The sequence below is a fragment of the Frankia sp. CpI1-P genome, from assembly GCF_001421075.1.
Classification (GTDB): Bacteria; Actinomycetota; Actinomycetes; order Frankiales; family Frankiaceae; genus Frankia; species Frankia torreyi.
Window position 1 is genome coordinate 37,989 of sequence record NZ_LJJX01000027.1, and the last position, 22,736, is coordinate 60,724.

The window sequence follows — 22,736 nt, forward strand, 5'->3', positions numbered from 1 at the left end:
TAGACGGCGTCGCGCAGCCGCGGGCCGGGCTGGCGCTGCCGGCGGCCGAGGTGCAGGGGGTTGCCCTCGGGGTCGGTGAGCAGCGCGCGGATCAGCCCGTCGCAGCCGAGGCGTTCCACGACCTGCGGCGGCAACCCGATCCCGCCGTCGATCTGCGCCCAGGCCCCGATCCCGATCCGCGGCACCCCCAGCAGCCCCGCGACGCCCTCCGCCGTCGCGTCGCCCGAGCCTCCGTCGCCGACCGCAGCGCTGTCCTGCGGGCCCACAGCCGGGGAGGCGTCGGCGGTCGGAGTGTCGCCGGTGGGGCGGGTGGTCAGGTGCACGGTGAGGGTGTGACCAGGGGTCGTCAGACCGGGAGCGGACCGGTCGAGGAAACCGTCGGCCAACGCGATCAGCGCGTCGGCGTCGCGTTGGCGATCCCGCGCGGTCACCACACTCTCCCCATCAGCGGGCAGCTCGCCCGACCCGGCATCACCCGACCCTGCGTCGTCCGACCCTGCGTCGCCGGTCGTGGCCTCGGTGGAGCCGAGGGGGGTGGTGTCGTCGAGACTGGCCCGGGCCGCGTCCAGGGCGGCGATCAGCTGGGCGCCCTCGTCTGCGGACAGGACCGCCTGCAGGCAGAGCATGCCGTCGTCGTCGAACCGCCACGACAACCGCCGCGAGGCCCGCCGCACCTTCTGATCCCCTCGGGCCTGCCGGTAGGACCGCACCAGCCGTTCCACCTGCCCCGCGGTGCAGAACCGGGCATGCGACAACCACACCTGCTCCGTCGACGCGTCCGCGACCCGGGTCACCGCCCGCACCTTCGAATACGACAACGTCCCCGCCGCGAACGCCGCCCGAATCGCCGGCAGACCCTCCAACGCACGCGCGGTCGCCACGTACTCCCGGGCCGTGCGCAGACCAAGACCACACCGCCACGCCAACCAGTGCGCNCACGATCCCATCCCGATCCCCGACCAGCCCTCACGCCGATCGAACGCGGCCAACGCCACCAACCAGCCACACGTCGCCGCCGCGATCCGCCCCGCCCATCGGCACACCACCTCCTCCACCTCCCCCAACGAAGCAGTCTCCACATCCACCCCCACCAGGGCAGACACGGCAGACGAAGNAGACGCAGCGGGGGGCAGAGGGAACGCGGGAACCGCACTCATCATGATCACCGGGCCAGGGGTGTCGTCGGTCATCGGACCCGAGCATCGTCCCACCCACCACCGACAGGAACCCGACCAAGATCAACTGGGGTGGGGCCGCCCACCCCNCAACCACGGACCCAAAACCTCGGCGTGAAACCAAAGCCGACAGACGAGCTGACACAAGNCGACAGACGAGCCGGCACACCGAAAGACGGTCACGGTGTTCGGCGGAACCCGAACCGGCCCGGCGCCGATGCCGGACCCCGGCCCGGACCCGGACCCGGACCGGGACCGGGACCCGACAGCGAGGTTCCGCGGAACCCACACCCGCACACGGCGACCTACCGGCCGGCTCAGGCGAAGGCGGCAGCCCGCAGCGTCTCCACCTCGGCGGACAGCTCGGGTGCCAGCCGGCGTGCGGCGCCACCGTCGCCGCACTGATCGAGCCAGCGGGCGAGGATCAGGTGGCCGCCCTGGGTCAGCACCGACTCGGGGTGGAACTGCACGCCCTCGAGCGGCAGCTCGCGGTGGCGCAGCGACATCACCACGCCGCTGTCGGTCCGGCCGGTCACCTCGATCTCGGCCGGCAGGGTGCTCTCCTCCACGGCGAGCGAGTGGTAGCGGGTCGCGATGAACGGCGACGGCAGGTCCGCGAGGACGCCGACGCGGTCGTGGTGGACCTGGGAGGTCTTGCCGTGCAGCAGCTCCGGCGCGCGGTCGACCGTCGCCCCGAACGCGACGCCGATCGCCTGGTGCCCCAGGCACACCCCGAGCAGGGGGGTGCCGCGCCGGGCGCACTCGCGCACCATCGGGATGCTCACTCCGGCCGCCTCGGGCGTGCCCGGCCCCGGGGACAGCAGCACGCCGTCGACGCCGAGGTCGCCGAGTTCCGCCGGCGTGATCTCGTCGTTGCGGNGCACCACGCACTCGGTGTCGAGCTGGCCGAGGTACTGGACGAGGTTGAAGACGAACGAGTCGTAGTTGTCGACCACCAGGATCCGCATCAGCACGCCACCTCCGGCGAGTTCGGGGCGAGTTCGATCATCGAGCTCACCCGTTCCCGTTCTGCGCCGCGCCGCCACCCGGGCCGGCGCCGGTGCCTGCGGCGCCCCCGCCGCGGTTGGCCGCCCCGCCGTTGCCGGCGGACAGGCCGAGCAGGCCTGTGCGGCTCGGGGTCGGGTTCGGCTGGGTCTGGGTGGCCGCCGGGCTCGGGCTGGTGGTGTCCGGCTGCTCGGTCGGCTGCTGGTCGGTCGGCGGGGTCTGGGTGGGGCTCGGCGGCGGGGTGGTCTGGATCTGCGCGGCGACCGAGAGCTGGACCGTCGATCCCCGCGGGACGTTCCCTCCGGAGGGCTGCTGGTCGACCACGGTGCCGGGGGCCACGTTGTTGTTCGCCACCGACTGCTGGGTCGCCTGCAGGCCGTAGCGGCCGAGCTCGGCGACGGCGTTCTCGTAGGAGNGGTTGCGCACGTCGGGCACGTTGACGTTGGAGCTGACCACGTTCAGGGTGACGGTGGCGCCGGGCCTGACGGCGGAGCCCACCTGCGGGTCGGTGCTGTCGACAGTGCCGGGCTTGTGGCTGGTCGCGTTCGCGTAGGGCACCGAGCTCGGCACCAGGCCGAGCCCGCGCAGCTCCGCCTCCGCGGTCGCCTGCGACTTGCCGACGAGGTCGGCCGGGATTGTGACGTCGCCGGCGGCCTTGCCGATCGACAGCGTGATCACGCCGTTGATGTCGACCTGCTTGCCCTCGGCCGGGTCGACCTTGGTGACCCGGCCGGCCATGTCCGGCGCATCGACTGAGGTGATCTCCACGCGCCCGGTGAAACCGGCGCTCTGGAGCCGGGCCTTGGCCTGCTGCTCGTTCTGGCCGGTGAGGCCGCTCGGTACGGTGAACGACTTGGCNGCCTGGTTGCCGTCGCCGCCGCCGAGGAAGGTGGTCGCGAGCAGGACCACCGCAACGAACACGACGACGATGCTCAGGCCGGCGAGGACGTACTTCAACGTCTGGGACCGCTGCTGGTCCGGCACCGCCCGGCGATCGATGGCGCCGGTGACGTCGTACCGGTCGAACGGACCGGTGCCGAACCGGCCGTCGTCGTAGGAATCGTCGCGGTAGGAGGTCGCCTCGTCGCCGTAGCGGTCGTCGGGGTAGCGGTCCCGGGTCGGGTAGCCCGCCCGGTCGCCCCGGCCGAGCAGCGCGGTGCCGGCGGTGGCGGCGGGGCCGAGGGTGGTGGCGGCACCGCTGGCGCCACCACCTCCCATCATGGCCTGCACCCGGCGTCCCGCCAACGCCCGTTCCAGATCGTCGCGCATCTCACCCGCGGTGAGGTAGCGGTCGTCCGGGTCCTTCTCCATCGCCTTCAGCACGATCGCGTCGGCCTCGGGGGAGATGTCGCGGTCGTGTGCGGACGGCGGGTCCGGATCCTCCCGGACGTGCTGGTAGGCGACCGCCACCGGGTTGTCCCCGCGGAACGGCGGGGAGCCGGTGAGCAGCTCGTAGAGCAGCACCCCGGTGGTGTAGACGTCGCTGCGGGCGTCGACGCGGGCGCCGCGGGCCTGCTCCGGGGACAGGTACTGGGCGGTGCCGATCACGGCCGCCNTCGCCGTCATCGTCGAGGACGTCGCGGTGGTGGCGCGGGCGATGCCGAAGTCCATCACCTTGACCGAACCGTCCGGGCTGAGCATCACGTTCGCCGGCTTGATGTCCCGGTGGATGATCCCCATCCGGTGGCTGTAGTCCAGCGCGGCGCAGACGTCGGAGGTGATCTCCATGGCGCGGCGCTCGGTGAACCGGCCCTCGGCCTGCAGCGCGTCGCGCAGAGTCCGGCCCTCGATGAACTCCATGACGATGTACGGGATGTGGTTGCCGTTGATGACGTCCTCGCCGGTGTCGTACACCGAGACGATCGCCGGATGGTTCAGGGCGGCCGAGGACTGCGCCTCGCGCCGGAACCGGGCGAGGAAGGTGGGGTCGCGGGCGAGGTCCGAACGCAGCGTCTTGATCGCGACCTCGCGCCCGAGTCGGATGTCGCGGCCGCGGAAGACCTCGGCCATCCCGCCGTAGCCGATGCCTGCGCCCAGCTCGTAGCGGCCACCGATGAGCTGCGGCGCCGCGTCGGGCGTGTACATCTCCGTCGCGTCGGTCACCAATACTCCCCTGCCGTCGCCCCTCCCGCGTCGGAGAGCGCCGACCCGGCGTTGCCGCTGACGATTTCATCACCGAATGCGTGCGCGTACACCACACCTGGTGGTGTGGCCGCCGAGTTCGATTCGGAGCCCTTGCTGGAGAACAGCTTGTTGGTCACGAAGGCGGTGATGGCGACCGTCAGGACCAAAAGAATGATCAGGACCGGTAGTGGCATCGGCCGCCGGGCCGCCGGACCGGATCGGCGCCGGGCCGCCCGCCCTGGCCGGGCCGCGTCCGGCTCGCCGGGGCCTGCCGGGCCGCCCGGTGGGCGGGACCACGACGGGGGACCCGGTCGGTAGAGCGTGCCCGGGTCGCGGCTGTCGCCGCGGTCGCCCGCCCGATAGCCCTGCTCCCCGTAGCCCTGCTCCCCGTAGGCGGTCTCGGCACCGTAGGCGGTCTGCTCGCCGCGATAGCCGGGGTATCCCGTGTCGGGACCGAACGACGGGCTGTGCATCGCCGTCGCGGGCAGCTCGGCGGCGCCGTGCGGGGGGCCGGCCGGACCGCCGGGCACGGCCTGGGTGTGGTCCGACCCGGCGCCGGTCCGGCCCGGCCCGCTGGTCCGCCCCATGGTCGACGGTGGGGGAGTGACCCAGGAGGGCGGCCGGTTGCGGGAGGTGGGCCGGCGGCCGGCGGGCCCCGAGGGGGGCAGGCCCGGGCCTGGGCCGGGGTGGCGCGCGGTCGCGTCCGGCGTGTCGCCCGGACCCGGCCAGCGACCGGTGTCCGGGCTCCACAGGCTGCGCCGGATGCCCGCGGCGGAACGGGCGAACGCGCCCGCGGAACTGGGCCGGCGCGCCGGGTCCTTGGNCATGGCCGACTCGACCAGGGCTCGCACCTGGTAGGGGATGTCGGCGGGTAGCGGGGGCGGGGTGTCCTGCTGGTGGGCCATGACCACGACGATCGGGTTGCGGTCGTCGAAGGGCCGCCGGCCGGCGAGGCACTCGTACGCGACGACGCCGAGGGAGTAGACGTCGCTGGCCGGCGTCACCGGTCGCCCCGACGCCTGCTCGGGTGAGACGTAGTACGCCGTGCCCATCATGATGCCGGTGGCGGTCAGCGGGGCGGCGTCCACCGCGCGGGCGATGCCGAAGTCGGTGACCTTGACCGCGCCGTCCGGGCGCAGCAGCAGGTTGCCGGGCTTGACGTCGCGGTGGACGACGCCGAGGGCGTGGGCGGCCTGCAGCGCGTCGGCGGCCTGGCCGAGGATGTCCAGCATCCGTTCGGGCGACAGCCGCTTCTCCCGGTGCAGCGCGGCCGACAGCGGCTCGCCCTCCACCAGCTCCATCACCAGGTAGGCGGTGGGGTAGTCGTCCGCGGTGGCGACCTCGCCATAGTCGTAGACCGAGGCGACCCCGGGGTGCGACAGCCGGGCGGCGTGGCGGGCCTCGCCGCGGAAGCGCACCAGGAACGACTCGTCGCTGGCGTACTCCGGGCGCAGCAGTTTCACCGCGACGGGGCGGCCGAGGGTCTGGTCGAGGCCCCGCCAGACCTCGCCCATGCCGCCCGCGGCGATCCGGCCGTCGAGCCGGTAGCGGTTGTCCAGGACGGTGTTCGGCGAGGCGGCGCCCGCGAACGGCTGCGACGGTGAGGTGGGGTTACCCGGCGAGTTGTTCATGGTGTGTCCAATGNGGCCTGCATGACCTGTTTCGCGACGGGGGCGGCAATGGCACCACCGGTGCCGACCTCACCCCCGCCGTCCTCGACGATGACGGCGACCGCCACCTTCGGCGCGTCTGACGGGGCGAACCCGACGAACCAGGCGTGCGGCAGCTCGCCCGTGCCGTGTTCCGCGGTTCCGGTCTTCCCTGCGACGGAGACGCCGTCGATGCGCGCCTTGCGGCCCGTTCCCGACGTCACCACGCTCTCCATCATGGTCGTGAGTTCGGCGGCGACGTCGCTGCTCACCGGCTTGCCGAGTTCCTTGGGATCGGTCCGGCTGATCGTCTTCTTGTCCGGGCCGCGCAGCTCGGAGACGAGGTAGGGCTTCATCTCGGTGCCACCGTTGGCGATCGCCGCGACCACCTCCGCCATCTGTAGGGGCGTGACCCGGACGTTGTACTGGCCGATCGCCGACTGCGCCGTCTGCGCGCCGTCGAGCTTGGTCGGGAACACGCTGCGGGCCTGCTGCAACGGGAAGTCGGGGAAGGTCGAGTTCAGGCCGAACGCCTCGGCCTGCTGGCGCAGCGTCTCGGCGCCGAGATTGATGCCGAGCTGCGCGAAGGCGGTGTTACAGGAGATTGTCAGCGCGTGGGTGAGGGTATCGGTCTCACCGTCGCCGCACCGCTCGCCGCCGAAGTTCGGCAGCCGCACCGTGCTCAGCGGCAACGCGAGCTCGTCGGGCGCCGGCACGCGGTCGTCCGGGTGGCGGCCGTGCGACAGCGCCGCCGCGGCGGTGATGAGCTTGAACGTCGAACCCGGTGGATAGGTCTGCTGCGTCGCCCGGTTCAGCAGCGGCTGGGCCGGGTCGCCGGAGAGCACCCCGTAGGCGCCCGTCGCCGTCTTCTCGGTGTGGCTGGCCAGCGGGCTCGGGTCGTAGGACGGGCTGGTCACCATCGCCAGGATGGCGCCGGTGGACGGGTCCAACGCGACCACGGCGCCCTTACGGTTGCCCAGCGCCTGCGCGGCGGCCTGCTGGACCGCGGGCAGGATCGTGGTGACCACGGAGCCGCCGCGGCGCTGCTTGTTGGTGAAAAGCCCGGTCACCCGGCTGGCCAGCAGCCGGTCGTCGTCGCCGGAGAGGAACACGTCCTGGGAGCGCTCCAGCCCGGCGGCGGTGAACAGCGTGTAGTAGCCCGTGATGTCGGAGTAGAGCGTCCCGGCCGGGTACTGCCGCTGGAACTTGTACTGGTCGTTCGACGGAGTCGACCGGGCGATCTCCACGTCTCCCGCCAGGATCGTCCCGNGTTCGCGTTCGAGCCGTTCGGTGATCTGGCGGCCGTTGGTCGGTTGGGTCTTGAGGTCACTGGCCTCGCCGACCTGCAGCCAGTTGGCGTTCACCAGCAGCGCGGCGAACAGGACCAGACAGGCGACGGCGACCTTGCGCACCGGGCGGTTCATGTCGTCTTCACCACCTGGGTGGGGCTGTCGGCGACCGCGCCCGGATCGAACAGCGGGGCGTCCGACGCCGGCTCGGGNGCACGGCGTGCGCTGTCGCTGACCCGCAACAGCAACGCGATGATCGCGGCGTTGGCCACGATGGACGACCCACCATAGGAGACGAACGGCAGGGTGAGNCCGGTCAGTGGGATGAGTCGCATCACCCCGCCGACCTGCACGAACACCTGGAGCGCCAGGGTGAACGACAGCCCGGTCGCCAGCAGCTTGCCGAAGGGGTCCTTCGCCCCGAGGGCGGCGCGCATGCCACGCAGCACGATCAGCGCGTACATCGTCAGGATGGCCATCACCCCGGTGAGTCCCAGCTCCTCGCCGAGGCTGGCCATGATGAAGTCGGTGTTGGNGAACGGCACCTTCTGCGGATGGCCCTCGCCGAGGCCGGTGCCGGTCATCCCGCCGGCCGCAAAGCCGTACAGACCCTGCACGAGCTGGTAGGAGGTGCTCGACGGGTTGTCGCCGTCGAAGGCGTGCAACCAGCCGTCGACGCGGACCTGGACGTGGCTGAACATGCTGTGCGCGAGCACGGCACCGATCATGAACAGCACGAACCCGATCAGGAACCACGACGCCCGCTCGGTGGCCACGTAGAGCACGACCATGAACATGCCGAAGAACAGCAGTGAGGAGCCGAGGTCGTTCTGCACGACCAGGATGCCGAGGCTCGCCAGCCACGCCATCAGGACCGGTCCGAGGTCGCGGGCGCGCGGCAGCTTCACCCCGAGNACGGACCGCGACGCCAGGGACAGCACGTCCCGCTTGTTCTCCAGGTAGCNGGCGAAGAAGATCAGAATGATGATCTTCGAGACCTCGCTGGGCTGGAACGAGAACGGCCCGACCCGCAACCAGAGCCGGGCGCCGTTGATGGAGGTGCCGATGCCCGGCACGATGGGCAGCAGCAGGCCGACGATGCCGACCAGTCCGGCCGTGTAGGCATAGCGGGCAAGGTTGCGATGGTCGCGCACCAGCGCCAGCACCAGGACGAAGACGATGACCGCCAGCAGCGTCCAGACGAGCTGCACCTGCGCGGCGCTGGGCGGGATGTGGGTGCCGGCCTGCTTGGCCGCCTGGCTCTTGGCCAGGTCCAGTCGATAGATCATGACCAGGCCGAGGCCGTTGAGGGCGACGACGACCGGCAGTAGCACCGGATCGGCGGCCGGCGCGAACCGGCGGACCGCGAGGTGCGCCAGCGCCCACAGGCAGAAGAAGCCCAGGCCGATCGAGAAGATGCCGAGCGAGAGCTCGCCGATGTCGGCGAAGGTCAGTGCGGCCAGCGCGCTGGTCGCCAGCACCCCGGCGAAGACCAGCAGGACGAGCTCACGGCGGCGGTACGGCGGCAGGTCGGTGCCCTGTGGCAGCGGCAGGCCGGCGAACGTCGCGGTGAGGTCCGCCGACCTCGGCCTGCGCAGCGGAGGAAGGGGTATCGGCGGGCGGGTCATCGCTGGCCTGAGGTCACGGTGACGTGGTGGGTACGGGCGTGCTCGGGCAGCCTGGAACGGCGACGCCGACGGGGATCGCGGTTTGGCACGCCGCAGGCACCAGACCGGCGGGGTCCAGCGACGGGGACTTGGGACGGTTGGTCGGGGACGGACTGGGCGCCGCGGTGACCGCCGGCCGCGTCGGGCTCGGCGTGTGCAGCCGGGCGATGATCTGCTTCCCCTCGTCCCGGCTGTTGGCCGGGATGCCGCGGCGCACATCGTCCTGATCGGCCGGGGTGAACTCGGACAGCAGCGGGCCGTGCGAGACCTTCGACGAGAGATGGACGCCGGCGATGCTGCCCTTCACCCCCTGGAACAGGGCCACCCGCCCGTTCTCGTCGACGCCGACGTAGTACTGGCCGCGCACGTAGGTCCACCCCGCCGCGGCCCCCGCGACGACGAGGACGAACACGACGGTGGAGACGAACAGGATCCGCCGACCCGAGCGGCGTCGGGCGTCCCCCTCCCCGTCCGCATCGTCGCTCTCGCCGTCGCCGCGGTCGCTGGCCTGCTCCTGGCGGTCCCGGCGGTGGAAACCCGACCGGCCGATCCGGGCCGCCTTGGCCGCCGCGGATTCGGCGTCCGGGTAGCGCGGGTCGGGCCCGCTGCGCGCGGACGCGGCCCCGGGCACCACCCGCTTCTCCGCCGCGGCACCGGCGACCAGCGGGTAGGGCCGGCTCTCTCCACGGTCCTCGGAGATGTCGGCGACGACGACCGTGATGTTGTCCGGACCGCCGCCCTTGAGCGCCAGATCGACGAGCTGGTCCACCGCGTCCTGCGGGGTGGGCAGCAGCAGCGTCTCCAGGATCGTCTCCTCGCTGACCACCCCCGACAGGCCGTCGGTGCACAGCAGGTAGCGATCCCCGTCCCGAGCCTGGCGCACCGACAGATCGGGCTCGACCTCGCGGCCGTCCAGCGCACGCATCAGCAGGGAGCGCTGGGGGTGCGTGTTCGCCTGCTCGGGGGTGATCCGGCCCTGGTCGACGAGGTCCTGTACCAGCGTGTGATCGTGGGTGACCTGGCTGAGGATGCCCTCGCGCAGCAGGTAGGCCCGCGAGTCCCCGACATGCAGCACCCCGAGCATGTCTCCGGAGGAGAGCACCGCGGTCACCGTGGTGCCCATGCCGTCCAGGGCNCTGTTCTCCAGCGACATCTCGCGCAACTGACGGTTGGCGTCGCGGACGGCCTCGTTCAGCTCTGTCACGAGGTCGTCGCTGTCGATGTCGTCGTCGAGGTCGGCCAGCCGGGAGATCACCATGGAGCTGGCGACCTCGCCCGCGGCGTGCCCGCCCATGCCGTCGGCCACCGCCAGCANGCGCTGCCCGGCGTAGGCGGAGTCTTCGTTTCCTTCCCGTACGTGCCCGACATCCGAGCGAACGGCGAAGTGAAGCCTGAGGCTCACCGGTGGAGCTCCAGGACCGTCTTCCCGATCCTGACCGGCGCGCCGAGAGGTACCGGCATGGGACTGGTCACCTTCGAACGGTTGAGGAATGTGCCATTGGTCGAGCCGAGGTCCTCGACGAACCACTGTCCGTCGTGGGGCACGAGTCTCGCATGCCGACCTGATGCGAAGTCATCCTCGAGGACCAGAGTCGAGTCCTGTGCCCGTCCGATGGTGACAGGTGACGATCCTAGGGGAATCGTTGTGCCTGCCAAGTGCCCCTTGGTTACCACGAGTTTGCTCGGAGACTGTGGCTTGCGTGCTGGTTGAGGTGGAGTCCGGGGGGGTGTCGGCCGTGCCATCGGGGGTGGCTCGCGCCGCTGCTGGCGCTTCGTCGGGCCGAACATGTCCAGCCGGACGGCGCGCACGGCGACCAGGACGAATCCCCACAGCAGGGCAAGAAAGCCGATCTTGACGATCAGCAGGACGAGTTCGCTGGGCTCGGTCGGATCCATCGGCCGCTACCAGCCCCGATCCGACCGCGACCGCCCGCGCCCACCGTCGCCGCCCGCCGGGGGGTCGAGCTGGCCCGGCAGGTACGTCTGCGCGTCGTACACGTCGTCCAGCGGTTCGAGGCCGCTGTCGGGCCCCGCCGCGCCGCGGGCGGGTCGGGCCGGCTCGCGGTAGCGGTCGGTGGCGTCCTCCCCGTAAGGGTCCGGCCGGCGGGGACCGTCGTCGCGGCGGTCCCGCGGATCGCGGCGATACGGGTCGCGCCCGCCGCGCTCCGGCACCGCGCGCTCCGGCACCGCGCGCTCCGGCCCGGCGTCGCGGCCCGGGTCCCGGGGGCCGGGTTCGCGGCGGGCCGGACGAGCCTGGTCACGGGCCCGGCCGACATCCGAGCCCGGGCCGTGGCCGCGGTAGCCGGGGTCGCTGCCTGCCCGGGCGGGGCGCTCCCGGTAGGGATCCGTCGGGTAGGGCTGGCCGCCGCGCGGGGGCGAGCCACGCCGGTACGGGTCGTCCGGCGGGGGCGTGGAGCGCCGGTCCGGCGGGGCCGTCGTCCGATGCCCGACCCGCTCCGGCGGAGGGGTGGCCCGGGAGGGCGACNGGCCCGCGGCGCTGCCCCGGCCGTCCTCACGGTGGAAGACGATGGTCGCGGTGCCGAGCTCGATCCGATCCCCGCTGACGAGCTTGACCTGGGTGGCCGCGCGGCCGTTGACGAGGCTGCCGTTCGTCGAGCCGGCGTCGACGTAAAGGAACTGCCCGTCCGGCAGCCGGCGGATCTCCCCGTGCCGCCGGGACACCCCGGTGTCGTTCAGCCGGATGTCGCACTCGACGCTGCGCCCGATGACGGTGGTCTCGGCGTCCAGCGGGTACTCCCGCTCCCCGCCGCCACCCGTCCCACCCGGGGCCTTCGTCGTGATCAGTAGATGGGGGGTGCCGGGCGCACTCGGGCGCGGACGGCCGCGGCGCCCGCTGACGACCCCCGGGTCCGCCGCCGCCACGCTGCTGCGGATCCGGAAGACGCCGACGTCGAGGTCGGCCGCCTCGGACATCCGGACGGAGACCGGGCCGACGAAGGTGTACCGCTGCTCGGCCGCATGCTCGCGGACCATCTCGGCCAGCTCGTCGCACAGCGCCCGGTCATATGGGGAGAGCCGGGCGAAGTCGCCGGTGGCGAGCTCCACCGCGAACTCGTTGGGCACCAGCACGCGGTTGGAACTGACCGCCCGCCGGTCGTCGGTCTCCCGGGCCAGCGCGCTGGCGATCTCCACGGGCTCGACCCCGCCCTTGAACACCTTGGCGAACGCACCCTCGACGAGGCCGCCCAGGCGCCGTTCGAAGCGTTGTAGCACGCCCATGCTCGACCTCCCTTCTCCCGGTCTGTGAGATCGTATGCCCCCGGGCGCGGACGCCCCACGGCTCGGCCGCTTGACAGGTCCACCGCGGTGGGCGACCCCCCGGCGCAGTGGACATCTCCGGCGTGATAGCGTGTCCCCTGGTTAAGAGATAGTCCCACTCGGGCGAGTGGCGGAATGGCAGACGCGCACGGTTCAGGTCCGTGTGTCCTAGCGGACGTGGGGGTTCAACTCCCCCCTCGCCCACGTCAGCCCCTACCGGAGCATGCTGCGCCGGTAGGGGCTTCCTTTATTTTGCCGGGGGGGCCGAGCCCCCCCGAGCCCCCCACGGTGGCCTGTCGGGTGGGTGGGTGGGTGAGGGGGGCGGGGTGGGGGGCGAACTTTGCCACCCCGAGGCGACCACCCCGTCCAGGCTGCCCCGGCACCGAGAAACTGGCCCAAAGCAGCCATTCCCAGTCGCACAGCAACCACTCACGCCCCTGGGACGCCCCTGCGGCCACACCACTGAGTNCACCCTCGGGGGGTGGGGTCAGGCGGGCGACTGTCGTGAAGTGGACGGCTGATCGTGGCGGTCAGTGCGCCGCGGTGGTGCCGAGCGCCGGCTGGGCGGAGCACTTCTGGAGCACCGCCCGCATCGCCTGGGCCTCCGCCGCCACCACCCACAGGTGATAGCGGGACTTCAGCCCCACCTGGCGGGCGATGTACGGGCACTNCTCGCCAGGGCTGGGCGGCAGCCATTCGGCCGCATCGTGGTCGCTCTTGCGCTGGTTCGTCGGGCCGTCCACCGCGAGCAGGTTCTCCGGGTCGTTCGCGAACTGCAGGCGCTGTGCATCGGTCCAGTTCAGTGCGCCGGTCCGCCAGGCGTCGGCCAGCGGCACGACATGGTCGATCTGCACGGCGGAGGCGTTGCGGGAGCGGTCGAAACGGATGATCCGGGTCGTGTACGGATCGGTGAGCTCGCCGGTCAGCACCGTGCAGCCGTCGGACCGCCGCACGGTGGTGCTGCGCAGGTCTCGGCGCAGGATGTCGTTGCGGGTGTCGCAGCCGTTGTGGTCGACGTCGGACCAGGGGGTGCCGAACTCGTCGCGCTGGTACTTCGGCGAGTTGTCCTCGGCGCGGACCGGCAGGGTGGCGAGCAGCGCGAGCGCCGAGCCCGCGGCGCCCCGGGAGGTCGCGCCTGCGGCGCCTGCCGCGCTCGCCGCGCCCGGATCCGCCGCGCCGGTCTGGTCGCCGCGGCTGTCGCAGGCGACCAGCGCGGTGGCCACCGCGAGCAGCAACACGAGCCCGCCGTACCTGATCCGCCCGGCCGATCCTGCCCGTCCAACCGATCCTGCCCGTCCAACCGATGCCGCCCGCCCGACCCGGCGGCGCGGGACCGCACCGACAGCGCTTGTCCGCACCTGACTCCCCACCTCGACGCCCCGCCCACCTCGACGCCCCGGGTCCGCGGGAAGAACGCCTCCGCCCGCTTGACGCCCGTCCGGGCAGAGAGTCACGTTAGCGGTCGATCGTGGTGTCCTGGTGGTTGGTACAACCCGGAAAGGGCAGTTCTTAGCGCGAAACATCGCAACGTAGCCAGTCAATCCCCTACAGTGTGCTGCCATGCTCAGACTGCTGGCGCAGGTCGCCGCCCCGATGCCGTCCCATCCCCGCGGGTNGCACGTGGTTGCCGTCCCGTCCGCGTCGCCGCGATCCTCGGCTGTGNCATCCCGGCCCTTACGCCGCGACGCCGAACTGAACCGTGCCCGCATCCTCACCGCCGCCCGGGAGCTGTTCGTCGAGCGCGGAAACGACGTCGGCGTCGAGGAGATCGCCCGCCGCGCCGGAGTCGNCATGGGCACCCTCTACCGACGTTTTCCGAACAAGGACGCGCTCATCGAGGCGATTCTGCGGTCGACCGTCGACGACATCCGCGAACTCGCCGTGGAGGTGGCCGCGACGGAACCACCGGCAAGCGCGCTGCATTGCTTCGTGGTACGGGTGCTGGCGGCCGACCCCTGCCATGGAGCCTTCCTGGCGCAGCGGCTGTGGAGCGGGCGCACCGCGGAGCGCATGATCGCCGAGGTCGTCCCGTCGGTGGCGGCGATGCTCGCCGCGGCCCAGCGGGCGGGCACGGTCCGCAGCGACGTGGTGCTGGCGGACCTGCTGGTCCTGATGCGGTCGCTACGGCTGGTCGTGGACCTCACCGAGCGAGTCGCGCCGGGGTCCTGGCGGCGCTCCCTGGAGATCATCCTGGCCGGCTTCAGGCCGGATTCCCGCAACGGCGAGCTGCCGGTGCCGGTGCCGGCCTACGCGGCGCTGGCGGGCGCCGGGGAGACGCCGCCGAGCGTCGACTGACGGCGGCCGGCCGCCGTCAGCGGACCGGGATGTGGGCCCCGGCGCTCTGCGAACTCTCGTGGAGCTCGAGTTCCTGCGGCTGCGCATCGCGGGGGACGTCGAAGACCAGGGTGCCGCGCTTGGTCTCGCCGGGGTTGATGGAGTCCCACAGGTTCTCGTCCAGCTTGAAGCGGGCGAGGAAGTTCGCCTCGTGACGGTCGCCGTGATCGTCCCAGAGCAGCTCGGTGGTGTTGTCCAACGCCGCGGAGGTGTCACCGGTGTTGCGCACCGTCACCCGGGCCAGGCAGAACCTGCCGTCCGCGCGCAGTGCGAGGATCCCGTCGCCTAGCCGGGTCTTCGAGCAGTCGACGCCCGCCACGACGAACTCCAGCCGGCCGTCCGTCGCCGGCAGGCCAAGCCCCGCGGTGGGACTCGGGGTGACCGACGCACCGCNCGCCACCGTCCCGGCGGAGCCAGGCGGCCGGCCAGAGTCAGTCCTGCCGCCGTTGCGGCTCGGCAGGCTGACCACGACCACGATGGCGATCAGCGCCGCCACGACGATTCCGATGATCAGTGCGAGCTGCCGGCGGTCCGGTCCGCGCCGGGGCCGGGACTGCGGATAGGGCGGATAGGGGGTGTCTGCGGCGCCGGGCATCGGCGTGGGACCCGGCACTCGTGCCGGCTCCGACATCCGTGCCGGCTCCGACATCCGTGCCGGCTCCGACATCCGTGCCGGCCCCGCGATCCGGGCCGGCCCCGCCATCCGTGCCGACTCCGAGGACCGGGGTGGTTCCGACATTCGCGGCGTTTCCGACATTCGCGGCGGGCCGGGCGTCCGGGTCGGCTCCGGCGTGCGGCTCGGCTCGGCCATCCGCGCCGGCTGCGGCCCGGGTCCCGGGGCCTGACCGGGTGCTCGCTGACCGCCAGGACCGGCCCACCGGGCCGCGGGCGTGCCCGGCGCCGACCCGCGCGGCCGCCCGCCCGGCTGGCGCCCGTCCGGTGGAGCGCCTGGCGCGGCTCCCGGCCCGCGACCACCGGGGGGGCCGGCGGTCGCCGGGTAGGGGGCGCCCCGCGGCCGGCCGCCGTTCGGCGGGCCACCCATCGCCGGCGTCGGGCTGGGCCCGTGGGCGCCCGGGGCCCGGTCTGCGGCGGGCGCGCGGCCCGGTGGGCCGGCCACGTCGGGCCTCACCGCGGGGGCGCCGTCCCGGGGCGGGCGGCGGGCGGGGGCCGAGGTCACCGGGCCCACCCGCGTCGGCGCCGGGCGGGGCACCTCGCCGGTGCGGTTGAGCAGCTCCTCGACCTGGCCTATCGCCGGCCCGATGGCGGGGCCACCGCGGGCCGGCGGCTGCGCGACGAGCCGCAGCAGCAGCTCCCGGGCGCTCGGCCGGTCGTCGGGATGCTTCGCCAGGGCGGCGCTGACCAGCCCGACCAGCGGCTCCCGCAGGCCACGCAGATCCGGGGCGGAGCCCACGATGCGCATGCCGAGGTCGATATCCGAGCCGTCGCCGAAGGGGTGCCGGCCGGTGCCGGCGTAGGCGATGAGGATGCCCCACGCGAACACGTCCGCCTCGGGTCCGATCGGCTGGCCGTGCACCTGCTCGGGCGCCATCCAGNCGGCCGAGCCGAACCCCCACGCCGTCGGCTTGGCCTTCGCGCCCTCCAACGCCTGGGCGATGCCGAAGTCGATCACCCGGGGACCGGACAGCGAGAGCATGACGTTGCTCGGTTTGAGGTCACGGTGCACGAGCCCCGCGCTGTGGATGGCGGTCAGGGCGGTCGCCACCCCGACAGCCAGGCCGGTCAGGGTCGAGGAGGCCAGCGGACCGGACTCGACCTGCTCGTCCAGCCGGACGCCGTCGATGAACTCGGTGACCAGGTAGGGTGCCGGCGCGTTCGGATCGGCGTCGAGCACCTCGGCGGTACAGAAGGGGGCGACCCGCCGGGCGGCCTCCACCTCGGCCCGGAACCGGCGGCGGAACTCCTCGTCGGCCGCGAGGTCGGGCCGGATCACCTTGACGGCGACCCGCCGCCCGGTGGTGTTGCGGGCCAGGTAGACCGTGCCCATCCCGCCGACGCCCAGGCGGCTGATGAGGGCGTAGGGACCGATGGACCGCGGCTCGTGGGGGTTGAGCGGGTCGCCCGGATCGGTGCGGCGGGGGTTCGGGCCCCCGGCGTCGTCGACCACGGTCAGCACCCTACGGATGTGATCACGACCGCTGCCCACTGCTTGTCACGCGAATGCCTCTCAGCTCCCGATCCCACGCACGGCCCGGACCCGACCCGCTACCAGCTCGTTCCCGTCCGGCGGCACGCGGCGGTCGGGGTTCGCCGGTGTTTCTGGGTCGCGTCGTCTCCGTTCGCAGTCTGCCGCACCGCGGGCCGTCTTCGGCACGCGCGGGCTCCCGGGCGGTCGTTCGGGTCGGTTGGCCGACAATGTGTTGCGATTGTGGATGTTTGCGGACTCCGGGCGTTTGCGGATAGTGGATGTGGCGATAGTGGCCCGCGCCCGCGGCGGGATGAGGCATCGTGGGCGAATGGATACCGGTGGCCCGCCCGGCGTCGACGGACCGTGGCTGCTGTGCCCCTGGTGCGCGGGGCCGGTCCCGTTGACCCATCTCGTCGCCTCCGACGACGAACCCGGCGCCCAGGTGGCGGTGTGCACCGGTTGCGGCCGCCGGGTGAGCTTCCTGCCGCNGACGGAGCCGTGAGGACTGACGCCCCGCCGCCTCCTACGCCTCCAGCTCATTGGCGACGGCGTGCACGACCTTGGCCACCCGCTGCGCGATCCGGCGGTCCGGGTAGCGACCGCGGCGCAGATCGCGCTGGACGTCGTCCAACACCTTGATCATGTCTTCGACCATGCTGTGCAGCTCGTCGGGGCTGCGGCGGGCCGCCTGCGCGGCCGCCTTCGCCACCGACGGGGGCGCGGCCAGCAGCCGGACCGACAGCGCCTGGTCCCCGCGCCGCCCGGCCGCGACGCCGAACTCCACCCGATCGCCCGGCTTGAGCCGCTCCACCCCTGCCGGTAGCGCGGCCTTGTGGACGAAGACGTCGCCGCCGTCGTCACGGCTGAGAAAGCCGAAGCCCTTGTCAACGTCGAACCACTTGACTTTGCCGGTGGGCACGGGCGACCTCGTTCTGTGTAACGACAGGACAACGCGACGAAAGCTGANGGAATCCCAGGCTATCCGCCGACCGCACCACGCGCGGGGTCTTCGGTCGCGATCGGCTGTCGGCCGGACCTCACCAGTGACGATCCCCTTCCCGGTGTTATCCGGGGTGCACCCCGGGCATGCCAGGTCCTGACCCTGGGCCGACCGTCCGAGCTGGACGGCCGGCCCCCGATGGCAGGAGGCGTTTCGATGGCGAATCCCGATCGCGAGGACTTCCGTACCCCGGAGGACTTCGAGGAGGCCGAGCGGAGCCGGGCTCGGGACGAGGCCGTGCTCGGCGCGGACGGCGGCCCGGACGATCCCGAGGCGAACCGCGCGGCCGAGGGTCTGGAGGTTTCCGACCAGGAAGCCGCGAACTACCGCGAGCACGTCGAGCGGGGCGCACACCAGCAGGGCGAGGGCGCGCCGGTCGTCTGAGCGCCGCCCGCGGGGTGCCCGCCCCGGAGCCGGGCACCCCGAGGAGCCCTCGCGGGTTCCCGTGGCCGCCGCCGTGGGCGGCTCCCGCCGGCGGCGCCCCGTAGGCTGGCGGCTGTGCCGCTGACGTCGCCACCGACCGAGCAGGTCGGACCCCGGGACGAGCCGGCGGCGGGCCGCGCGGACCGGCTCGTCGCGGCCGGGTGCGTGCTGTTCGGGATCGGCCTGCTCGCCACGGCGGTCGCGGTGATCCCGTTCTTCTTCGGGGTCAGGAACCTGCCGACGTGGCTGAACGCCGTGGCCGGCGGCGGGCTGACCATCGGGTTCGCCGTCGCGCTGGCCGGGGTGCTCGTCGCCGTCCGCTCCCGGATCCCCGAGGAGGCCGATCCGGACCTCTACCGGACCAACCCGCACCTCCCGATCGACTGAGCGGCTGAGCGGCGGTCAACGTCGCCGGGTGTCCTCGCCCAGCAGCCAGGGTGGGAACTCGCCGAGCCGGGCCAGGACGACGTCCGCACCGGCCGTGCGCAGCTCCTCCGCCGAGCAGGGGNCCGTGGCCACGCCCACCGCGAGCGCGCCGCCCTCCCGCGCGCCGATCATGTCGCCGACGTGATCCCCGACGAAGACGTCCACCCGATGGGTGAGCAGGGCGGCCCCCTTCGTCCGGGCGAACAGGGCGCCCTCGACCGCGTCGGCGGCGATGCCGATACGTTTCAGACTCGCCCGGGCGAGCGGGGTGCTCTTGGCGGTGACGACGACGACGCGACCGGCGAGCCGGCGTACCGCGTCCACCGCGGCGCGCGCGTCCGGCATCGGGACCGACGCGGGGACCGCGTGCACAGCGGACAGCTCCCGGTAGCGGGCGGCGATGGCGGACACGTCCGCAGCGGGGAACCAGTGGGCGAGCTCGCTCTCCAGCGGCGGTCCGAGCCGGGAGACGACCAGATCGGCGTCGACGGCCACGCCGGTCTCGTCGGACAGGGCGGCGAAGGTGGCCCGGATGCCGGCACGGGCGTCCAACAGGGTCAGGTCGAGGTCGAACCCGACAACCGGGGCTGAGGCATTCCAGGACGGCACCAACCGAGCTTAGGCCGGACCCGACGGGCCGGCCGGACGCTTCGCCTGGGTGGCCACCCCCGCGGCCGCGGCGGGTCGACTCTTCGGCACGGCCCCCAATCGGCCCGCAATCGCCGCCGACGGGGCCGCCGGGCCGGTAGTGTCCGCGGGTGTGACCAGGGTTGTGGTGGATGTGATGCTCAAGCCGGAGATCCTCGACCCGCAGGGCCAGGCGGTGCTGGGCGCGCTGCCTCGCCTCGGGGTGAGCGGAATCGTCGGCGTCCGCCAGGGCAAGCGTTTCGAGCTGGAGCTGGCGGACGGGGTGGCGCTGGACGGCGCGGTGCTGGCGCGGGTCGAACATCTCGCGTCGACGCTGCTGGCCAATCCGGTCATCGAGGACTACGTGGTGCGGGTCGAGGACGCGTCGGCCGAGCCCAGCCCGAGCACCGCGGGCTGAGCCGGCCGGCCCCGGCCGCCGCACCGGGCTTGGCGGGCCGCCGGGGCCGGAGGACAGCTGGAGGACGGCTAGAGGACTCGGGGCGCGGCGCCGCTCTCGCTCACCATCGGCCGGCCGTGGGCCTGCCAGGCGAGCATGCCGTCGGTGAGGTTGCGAACCTGCCAGCCGCCCTGGGCGAGGTAGCCCGTGACGGCGGCGGAGCGTCCGCCGGAGCGGCACACGACGACCACGTCCTGCTCGCGGGGCACCTCGTCGAGCCGGGTGACGAGCTCACCCATGGGGATGTGCAGGGCGTCGGCGATGTGACCGGCGGACCACTCGTCGGGCTCCCGGACATCCACGAGCAGCGGGGCACCGTCCGCGGACAGGTCGGCAGGCAGGTCGGCGACGCTGACGGCCGGGATCTGATCAGAACTCACCCTGCCATCCTGCCACCTATTTCAGCAGTCGGGACAACCGGCGATCGGCGAGCGTCCGCCCGCCGGTCTGACAGGTCGGGCAGTACTGCAGGGCCCGGTCGGCAAACGAGACCTCCCGCACGGTGTCGCCGCAGCGGGGGCAGGGCGACCCGGCCCGTCCGTGCACCGCCAGGTTGGCCTTCTTCTCGGCCTTGAGCTCGCCGGCGGCGAGCCCGGCGGCGCTGTCGCGGGCGGCGGTGAGCACACCGACGAGCGCGGCGTGCAGGCTCGCGGTCTGCGCCGCCGACAGCCCCGCGGCCGGCTTGAACGGCGACAGCCCCGCCGTCCACAGCGCCTCGTCGGAGTAGGCGTTGCCGACGCCGGCGAGGCGAGCCTGATCGGTGAGCACCCCCTTGAGCTGGGCCCGTCCGGCGGCGGCGAGGATCTTCTCGAGCGCGGCCACGGTGAAGGCCGCCCCGAGCGGGTCGACGCCGAGCCGGGCGATGCCGGGGCCCAGCGATGCCCCGGGGCCCAGCGATGCCGGGGCTCAGCGCAACGGCTGGCTGAGCCTCGGCACGAGGTCCGCGTCGGCGGCACGGGCGAGCAGCGTCTCGATGGCGGCGAACCCCTCGTCGCCGAGATCGAGGCTGAACTCGTTGACGTACAGCTTGATGTGCGCGTCGACGACGTCCGGCGCCATCTCCTGCGAATGGGCGAGGACGTAGTCGGCGCTCGCGGACGGGTCGGCGAAGCCGGCGGCGACGCTGGCGCGCACCGCGGCGGACAGCGCGGCGCCGTCCAGCTCGCGGCGGGCGAGGATCGCGCCGAGCGGGATCGGCAGTGAGGTCTGCTCCTCCCACCAGTCGCCGAGGTCGGCGAGCGCCGTCAGCCCGTACGACGGGTAGGTGAACCGCGACTCGTGGATGACCAGCCCCGCGTCGTACCGGCCCTCCTGCACCGCCGGCATGATCTTCTCGAACGGCACCACGTCGATGCTCGCCACGCCACGATCGGCGGCCCACAGCCGGAACAGCAGGTAGGCGGTGGTGCGGGTGCCGGGGATGGCAACCCGGGCTCCGCGCAGGTCGGTGCGGCCGGCGGTGAGCACCAGCGGGCCGCAGCCGNGGCCCAGCGCCCCGCCGGAGGTCAGCAACTGGTAGTCGGCCAGCAACCACGGCAGGGCCCCGTAGGACACCTTGACCAGATCGTCACGCCGTTCGGCCGCGCGGGAGTTCAGCACGTCGATGTCGGCGAACGTCACCGTCATCGCGGGTGNGTCCGGCACCAGCCCGTGGGCCAGGGCGTGGAAGGCGAACGTGTCGTTGGGACACGGGGAGATGGCCAGGGACAGCGACTGGGTGTCTCGCGCCGCCGTGCCCGTCGGGCGCTCGCTCATCCGGTGTCCTCCCGCTCGTCGGTGTCCCGCCGCTCGCTCGTGTCCGCCGCCCCGTCCTGAAGGTCGCGTCGGTGTCCTGTAGGCGCGTTGTCCGGGCCGGTCAGCGCGCGCCGTTGCTGCCGTGCTGGGGACCGGAGCCCGCCGCGGCCGTCCCGCCGGCGGCGGGCAGCGCCTCGGCGGCGACCAGGCCCTCGGGGTGCGCGACCAGCGCCGCCGCGGCCGTGCGCAGACTGGCGAGCGCGGCCGGCAGGTTCCAGCCGGCGCGGTCCCGACGGCCGACCGGGTTGCTCACAGCGCGGATCTCCGCGGCGGGGACGCCGAAGGATCTCGCGGCCAGGGCTACGGCGTAGCCCTCCATCGCCTCGGCCACCGGGTCCAGCCGCTCGGTGAGGGCGCTGGCCCGGCGTTCCGTGCCTGTCACGGTCGACACGCTGACCACGGTACCCGTGACGATCCGTCGACCGGTGGCGTCGAGCACGGTGTGCAGCCGCGACACCAGCTCCGGCTCGGGGCGCACGGTGGACGAGCCGAGTCCCAGGTCGTCCAGGGTGAGAAACGTCCCGCTGCCGGTCGGGCCGCGTCCGTCGGGGCCCCGACGGGTCGGTGCGCCGGCCGCGTGGAAGCCGAGGTTGCGGTCCATCTCGCTGATCCGGCCGGCCGGTGCCGACGGGGGCTCCTCGTCGAGACCGGACTCGGCGCCGAGGTCCGCGGCGACCATCCGCTCGGCGACGACGATGTCGCCGACCTCCGCCCAGCCGCGGAACCCGCCCGCGACGCCCATGGTCACCACGAGATCGAACGGCTGCCCGGCGGCGCTCGCGACCGCCAGGGCCGTCGCGGTGCCGGCGGCGGCGGCCGGACCGCCGGTGCCTGCGGCGAGGACAGTGATCGGGCCACGCCGGCGCCCGACGTAGGGGCCCAACGTCGACGTGGTGAGCAACTGGCGGTCCCAGTCCGGGGACACCAGGTTNCCCGGGCCGGCCGGCAACCTCGTCCGGCCACGCGACCAGCTACCCATCAGCCCTGCGCACACCGCGTCTGCCTCGGCTGTCACCGCGGTGACGATCAGGGTGCGGCTCACGACCAGGTCCGGATCATGATCTGGAATGTCCTCGTCTGCCGTCATGCGCTGTTGGTTGATCTACTNGAATGGCACCGGGCCGGACGGCGATGTAACGGCACGGGATTTTCGATGTGGTGCAAATCGGACTTGTTGCCGGACCTTAGCACCACGGTCGACGCTGCGTGGTCCTGATGGCGACCAGGGGCACGCTGCGCGCATGCCGAGGGGCCGAGCGGTGGCAACGGGGGTACCCGGACGGTACGTCCCCCGATCCGGCCCGGGCGGTCGCCGGTCGGGCCGCCGCGGGCGAGCGTCTC

Annotated in this window: 13 protein-coding genes, 1 tRNA gene and 26 pseudogenes; 6 read left to right on the plus strand and 34 right to left on the minus strand. The window is 73.1% G+C overall.

Going from position 1 to position 22,736, the window contains the following annotated elements; all coding sequences use genetic code 11:
- The 20 genes and pseudogenes from FF86_RS51550 to FF86_RS51635 all read right to left on the minus strand — a co-directional run.
- A pseudogene (locus tag FF86_RS51550) lies at positions 1–935 on the minus strand (DUF222 domain-containing protein); the annotation flags it as partial.
- Between the two features lie 557 nt (positions 936–1,492).
- Positions 1,493–2,054, minus strand: a 562-nt coding sequence (locus tag FF86_RS18230) for a glutamine amidotransferase-related protein (protein ID WP_242419001.1), incomplete at its 5' end; no start/stop codon positions are given.
- A 1-nt stretch (position 2,055) separates the two neighbouring features.
- Positions 2,056–2,143, minus strand: a pseudogene (locus tag FF86_RS51560) (aminodeoxychorismate/anthranilate synthase component II); the annotation flags it as partial.
- A gap of 46 nt (positions 2,144–2,189) precedes the next feature.
- Positions 2,190–2,595, minus strand: a 406-nt coding sequence (locus tag FF86_RS51565) for a PASTA domain-containing protein (protein WP_242419002.1), incomplete at its 5' end; no start/stop codon positions are given.
- A 1-nt stretch (position 2,596) separates the two neighbouring features.
- Positions 2,597–3,038 (minus strand): annotated as a pseudogene (locus FF86_RS51570) (PASTA domain-containing protein); the annotation flags it as partial.
- Position 3,039: 1 nt separating this feature from the next.
- Positions 3,040–3,735 (minus strand): annotated as a pseudogene (locus FF86_RS51575) (protein kinase); the annotation flags it as partial.
- A gap of 1 nt (position 3,736) precedes the next feature.
- Positions 3,737–4,283: pseudogene (locus FF86_RS51580) on the minus strand (protein kinase); the annotation flags it as partial.
- A pseudogene (locus FF86_RS51585) lies at positions 4,280–5,127 on the minus strand (serine/threonine protein kinase); the annotation flags it as partial. The pseudogenes FF86_RS51585 and FF86_RS51580, both read right to left, overlap by 4 nt.
- Before the next feature lies 1 nt (position 5,128).
- Positions 5,129–5,935: pseudogene (locus tag FF86_RS51590) on the minus strand (serine/threonine-protein kinase); the annotation flags it as partial.
- Between the two features lie 14 nt (positions 5,936–5,949).
- A pseudogene (locus FF86_RS51595) lies at positions 5,950–7,222 on the minus strand (peptidoglycan D,D-transpeptidase FtsI family protein); the annotation flags it as partial.
- A 1-nt stretch (position 7,223) separates the two neighbouring features.
- Positions 7,224–7,377 (minus strand): annotated as a pseudogene (locus FF86_RS64195) (penicillin-binding protein 2); the annotation flags it as partial.
- Between the two features lie 78 nt (positions 7,378–7,455).
- Positions 7,456–7,553 (minus strand): annotated as a pseudogene (locus FF86_RS51600) (FtsW/RodA/SpoVE family cell cycle protein); the annotation flags it as partial.
- Between the two features lies 1 nt (position 7,554).
- Positions 7,555–7,777, minus strand: a pseudogene (locus FF86_RS51605) (FtsW/RodA/SpoVE family cell cycle protein); the annotation flags it as partial.
- Between the two features lies 1 nt (position 7,778).
- A pseudogene (locus FF86_RS51610) lies at positions 7,779–8,156 on the minus strand (FtsW/RodA/SpoVE family cell cycle protein); the annotation flags it as partial.
- Between the two features lies 1 nt (position 8,157).
- Positions 8,158–8,206: pseudogene (locus FF86_RS51615) on the minus strand (hypothetical protein); the annotation flags it as partial.
- Between the two features lies 1 nt (position 8,207).
- Positions 8,208–8,870: pseudogene (locus tag FF86_RS62680) on the minus strand (FtsW/RodA/SpoVE family cell cycle protein); the annotation flags it as partial.
- 13 nt (positions 8,871–8,883) lie between these two features.
- A partial coding sequence (locus FF86_RS18255) for a PP2C family serine/threonine-protein phosphatase (RefSeq protein ID WP_242419004.1) occupies positions 8,884–10,044 on the minus strand: 1,161 nt, incomplete at its 5' end.
- 1 nt (position 10,045) lies between these two features.
- Positions 10,046–10,223 (minus strand): annotated as a pseudogene (locus tag FF86_RS51625) (serine/threonine protein phosphatase); the annotation flags it as partial.
- A gap of 84 nt (positions 10,224–10,307) precedes the next feature.
- Positions 10,308–10,805 (minus strand): FHA domain-containing protein, encoded by a 498-nt coding sequence (locus FF86_RS18260; protein WP_011607786.1) that lies wholly within the window; start codon positions 10,803–10,805, stop codon positions 10,308–10,310.
- A 590-nt stretch (positions 10,806–11,395) separates the two neighbouring features.
- Positions 11,396–12,149: pseudogene (locus FF86_RS51635) on the minus strand (FhaA domain-containing protein); the annotation flags it as partial.
- Between the two features lie 160 nt (positions 12,150–12,309).
- On the opposite strand from FF86_RS51635, the gene FF86_RS18270 reads away from it, so the two are divergent.
- A tRNA-Leu gene (locus tag FF86_RS18270) sits at positions 12,310–12,392 on the plus strand.
- Positions 12,393–12,718: 326 nt separating this feature from the next.
- Here the strand turns inward: FF86_RS18270 and FF86_RS51640 are convergent.
- Together FF86_RS51640 and FF86_RS18275 are read right to left on the minus strand one after the other, a co-directional pair.
- Positions 12,719–12,858, minus strand: a pseudogene (locus FF86_RS51640) (HNH endonuclease); the annotation flags it as partial.
- A 1-nt stretch (position 12,859) separates the two neighbouring features.
- Positions 12,860–13,558, minus strand: a pseudogene (locus tag FF86_RS18275) (HNH endonuclease family protein); the annotation flags it as partial.
- Between the two features lie 337 nt (positions 13,559–13,895).
- Between FF86_RS18275 and FF86_RS62690 the strand changes: the two are divergent.
- Together FF86_RS62690 and FF86_RS62695 are read left to right on the plus strand one after the other, a co-directional pair.
- Positions 13,896–13,977: TetR family transcriptional regulator (locus tag FF86_RS62690; RefSeq protein WP_255355837.1), on the plus strand; the 82-nt coding region annotated here is incomplete at its 3' end.
- Position 13,978: 1 nt separating this feature from the next.
- Positions 13,979–14,483, plus strand: a pseudogene (locus tag FF86_RS62695) (TetR/AcrR family transcriptional regulator); the annotation flags it as partial.
- Between the two features lie 16 nt (positions 14,484–14,499).
- Here the strand turns inward: FF86_RS62695 and FF86_RS51650 are convergent.
- From FF86_RS51650 to FF86_RS18290, 4 genes and pseudogenes are all read right to left on the minus strand, one after another.
- Positions 14,500–14,874, minus strand: coding sequence for a DUF4352 domain-containing protein (locus FF86_RS51650; RefSeq protein WP_255355838.1), 375 nt, complete (start codon positions 14,872–14,874; stop codon positions 14,500–14,502).
- 42 nt (positions 14,875–14,916) lie between these two features.
- Positions 14,917–16,075 (minus strand): annotated as a pseudogene (locus tag FF86_RS51655) (hypothetical protein); the annotation flags it as partial.
- A 1-nt stretch (position 16,076) separates the two neighbouring features.
- Positions 16,077–16,647: pseudogene (locus tag FF86_RS51660) on the minus strand (serine/threonine-protein kinase); the annotation flags it as partial.
- A gap of 544 nt (positions 16,648–17,191) precedes the next feature.
- Complete coding sequence (locus tag FF86_RS18290) at positions 17,192–17,587, minus strand: cold-shock protein (protein WP_044886070.1); 396 nt, start codon at positions 17,585–17,587, stop codon at positions 17,192–17,194.
- Between the two features lie 237 nt (positions 17,588–17,824).
- Here FF86_RS18290 and FF86_RS18295 point away from each other — a divergent pair, with 237 nt between their 5' ends.
- Positions 17,825–18,052, plus strand: coding sequence for a hypothetical protein (locus tag FF86_RS18295; RefSeq protein ID WP_044886071.1), 228 nt, complete (start codon positions 17,825–17,827; stop codon positions 18,050–18,052).
- 114 nt (positions 18,053–18,166) lie between these two features.
- On the plus strand, positions 18,167–18,478 hold the full coding sequence (locus FF86_RS18300; protein WP_044886104.1) for a hypothetical protein: 312 nt from the start codon (positions 18,167–18,169) through the stop codon (positions 18,476–18,478).
- A gap of 122 nt (positions 18,479–18,600) precedes the next feature.
- Here the strand turns inward: FF86_RS18300 and FF86_RS18305 are convergent.
- Positions 18,601–19,126 (minus strand): annotated as a pseudogene (locus tag FF86_RS18305) (HAD family hydrolase); the annotation flags it as partial.
- A 151-nt stretch (positions 19,127–19,277) separates the two neighbouring features.
- Between FF86_RS18305 and purS the strand changes: the two are divergent.
- Positions 19,278–19,562, plus strand: coding sequence for a phosphoribosylformylglycinamidine synthase subunit PurS (purS, locus tag FF86_RS18310; protein ID WP_044886105.1), 285 nt, complete (start codon positions 19,278–19,280; stop codon positions 19,560–19,562).
- Between the two features lie 68 nt (positions 19,563–19,630).
- Here the strand turns inward: purS and FF86_RS18315 are convergent, their stop codons facing one another.
- The 7 genes and pseudogenes from FF86_RS18315 to FF86_RS51675 form a co-directional block, all read right to left on the minus strand.
- Positions 19,631–19,981, minus strand: coding sequence for a rhodanese-like domain-containing protein (locus tag FF86_RS18315; RefSeq protein WP_044886073.1), 351 nt, complete (start codon positions 19,979–19,981; stop codon positions 19,631–19,633).
- 16 nt (positions 19,982–19,997) lie between these two features.
- Positions 19,998–20,471, minus strand: a pseudogene (locus FF86_RS18320) (zinc finger domain-containing protein); the annotation flags it as partial.
- A 36-nt stretch (positions 20,472–20,507) separates the two neighbouring features.
- Positions 20,508–21,084 (minus strand): MqnA/MqnD/SBP family protein (locus FF86_RS18325; RefSeq protein WP_242419005.1); only part of this gene is annotated, 577 nt, incomplete at its 5' end.
- Position 21,085: 1 nt separating this feature from the next.
- Positions 21,086–21,235: pseudogene (locus tag FF86_RS51665) on the minus strand (MqnA/MqnD/SBP family protein); the annotation flags it as partial.
- Between the two features lies 1 nt (position 21,236).
- A pseudogene (locus FF86_RS51670) lies at positions 21,237–21,356 on the minus strand (1,4-dihydroxy-6-naphthoate synthase); the annotation flags it as partial.
- A 100-nt stretch (positions 21,357–21,456) separates the two neighbouring features.
- Positions 21,457–22,326: futalosine hydrolase (gene mqnB, locus FF86_RS18330; protein ID WP_242419007.1), on the minus strand; the 870-nt coding region annotated here is incomplete at its 5' end.
- A 1-nt stretch (position 22,327) separates the two neighbouring features.
- A pseudogene (locus FF86_RS51675) lies at positions 22,328–22,437 on the minus strand (futalosine hydrolase); the annotation flags it as partial.
- Positions 22,438–22,736: the final 299 nt, after the last annotated feature.

What these genes read in the sequence shown, in the direction of transcription:
- FF86_RS18260 (WP_011607786.1), bottom strand. Translation starts at nt 10,805, where the DNA reads ATGGATCCGACCGAGCCCAGCGAACTCGTCCTGCTGATCGTCAAGATC.
- FF86_RS18295 (WP_044886071.1), top strand. Translation starts at nt 17,825, where the DNA reads ATGGCGAATCCCGATCGCGAGGACTTCCGTACCCCGGAGGACTTCGAG.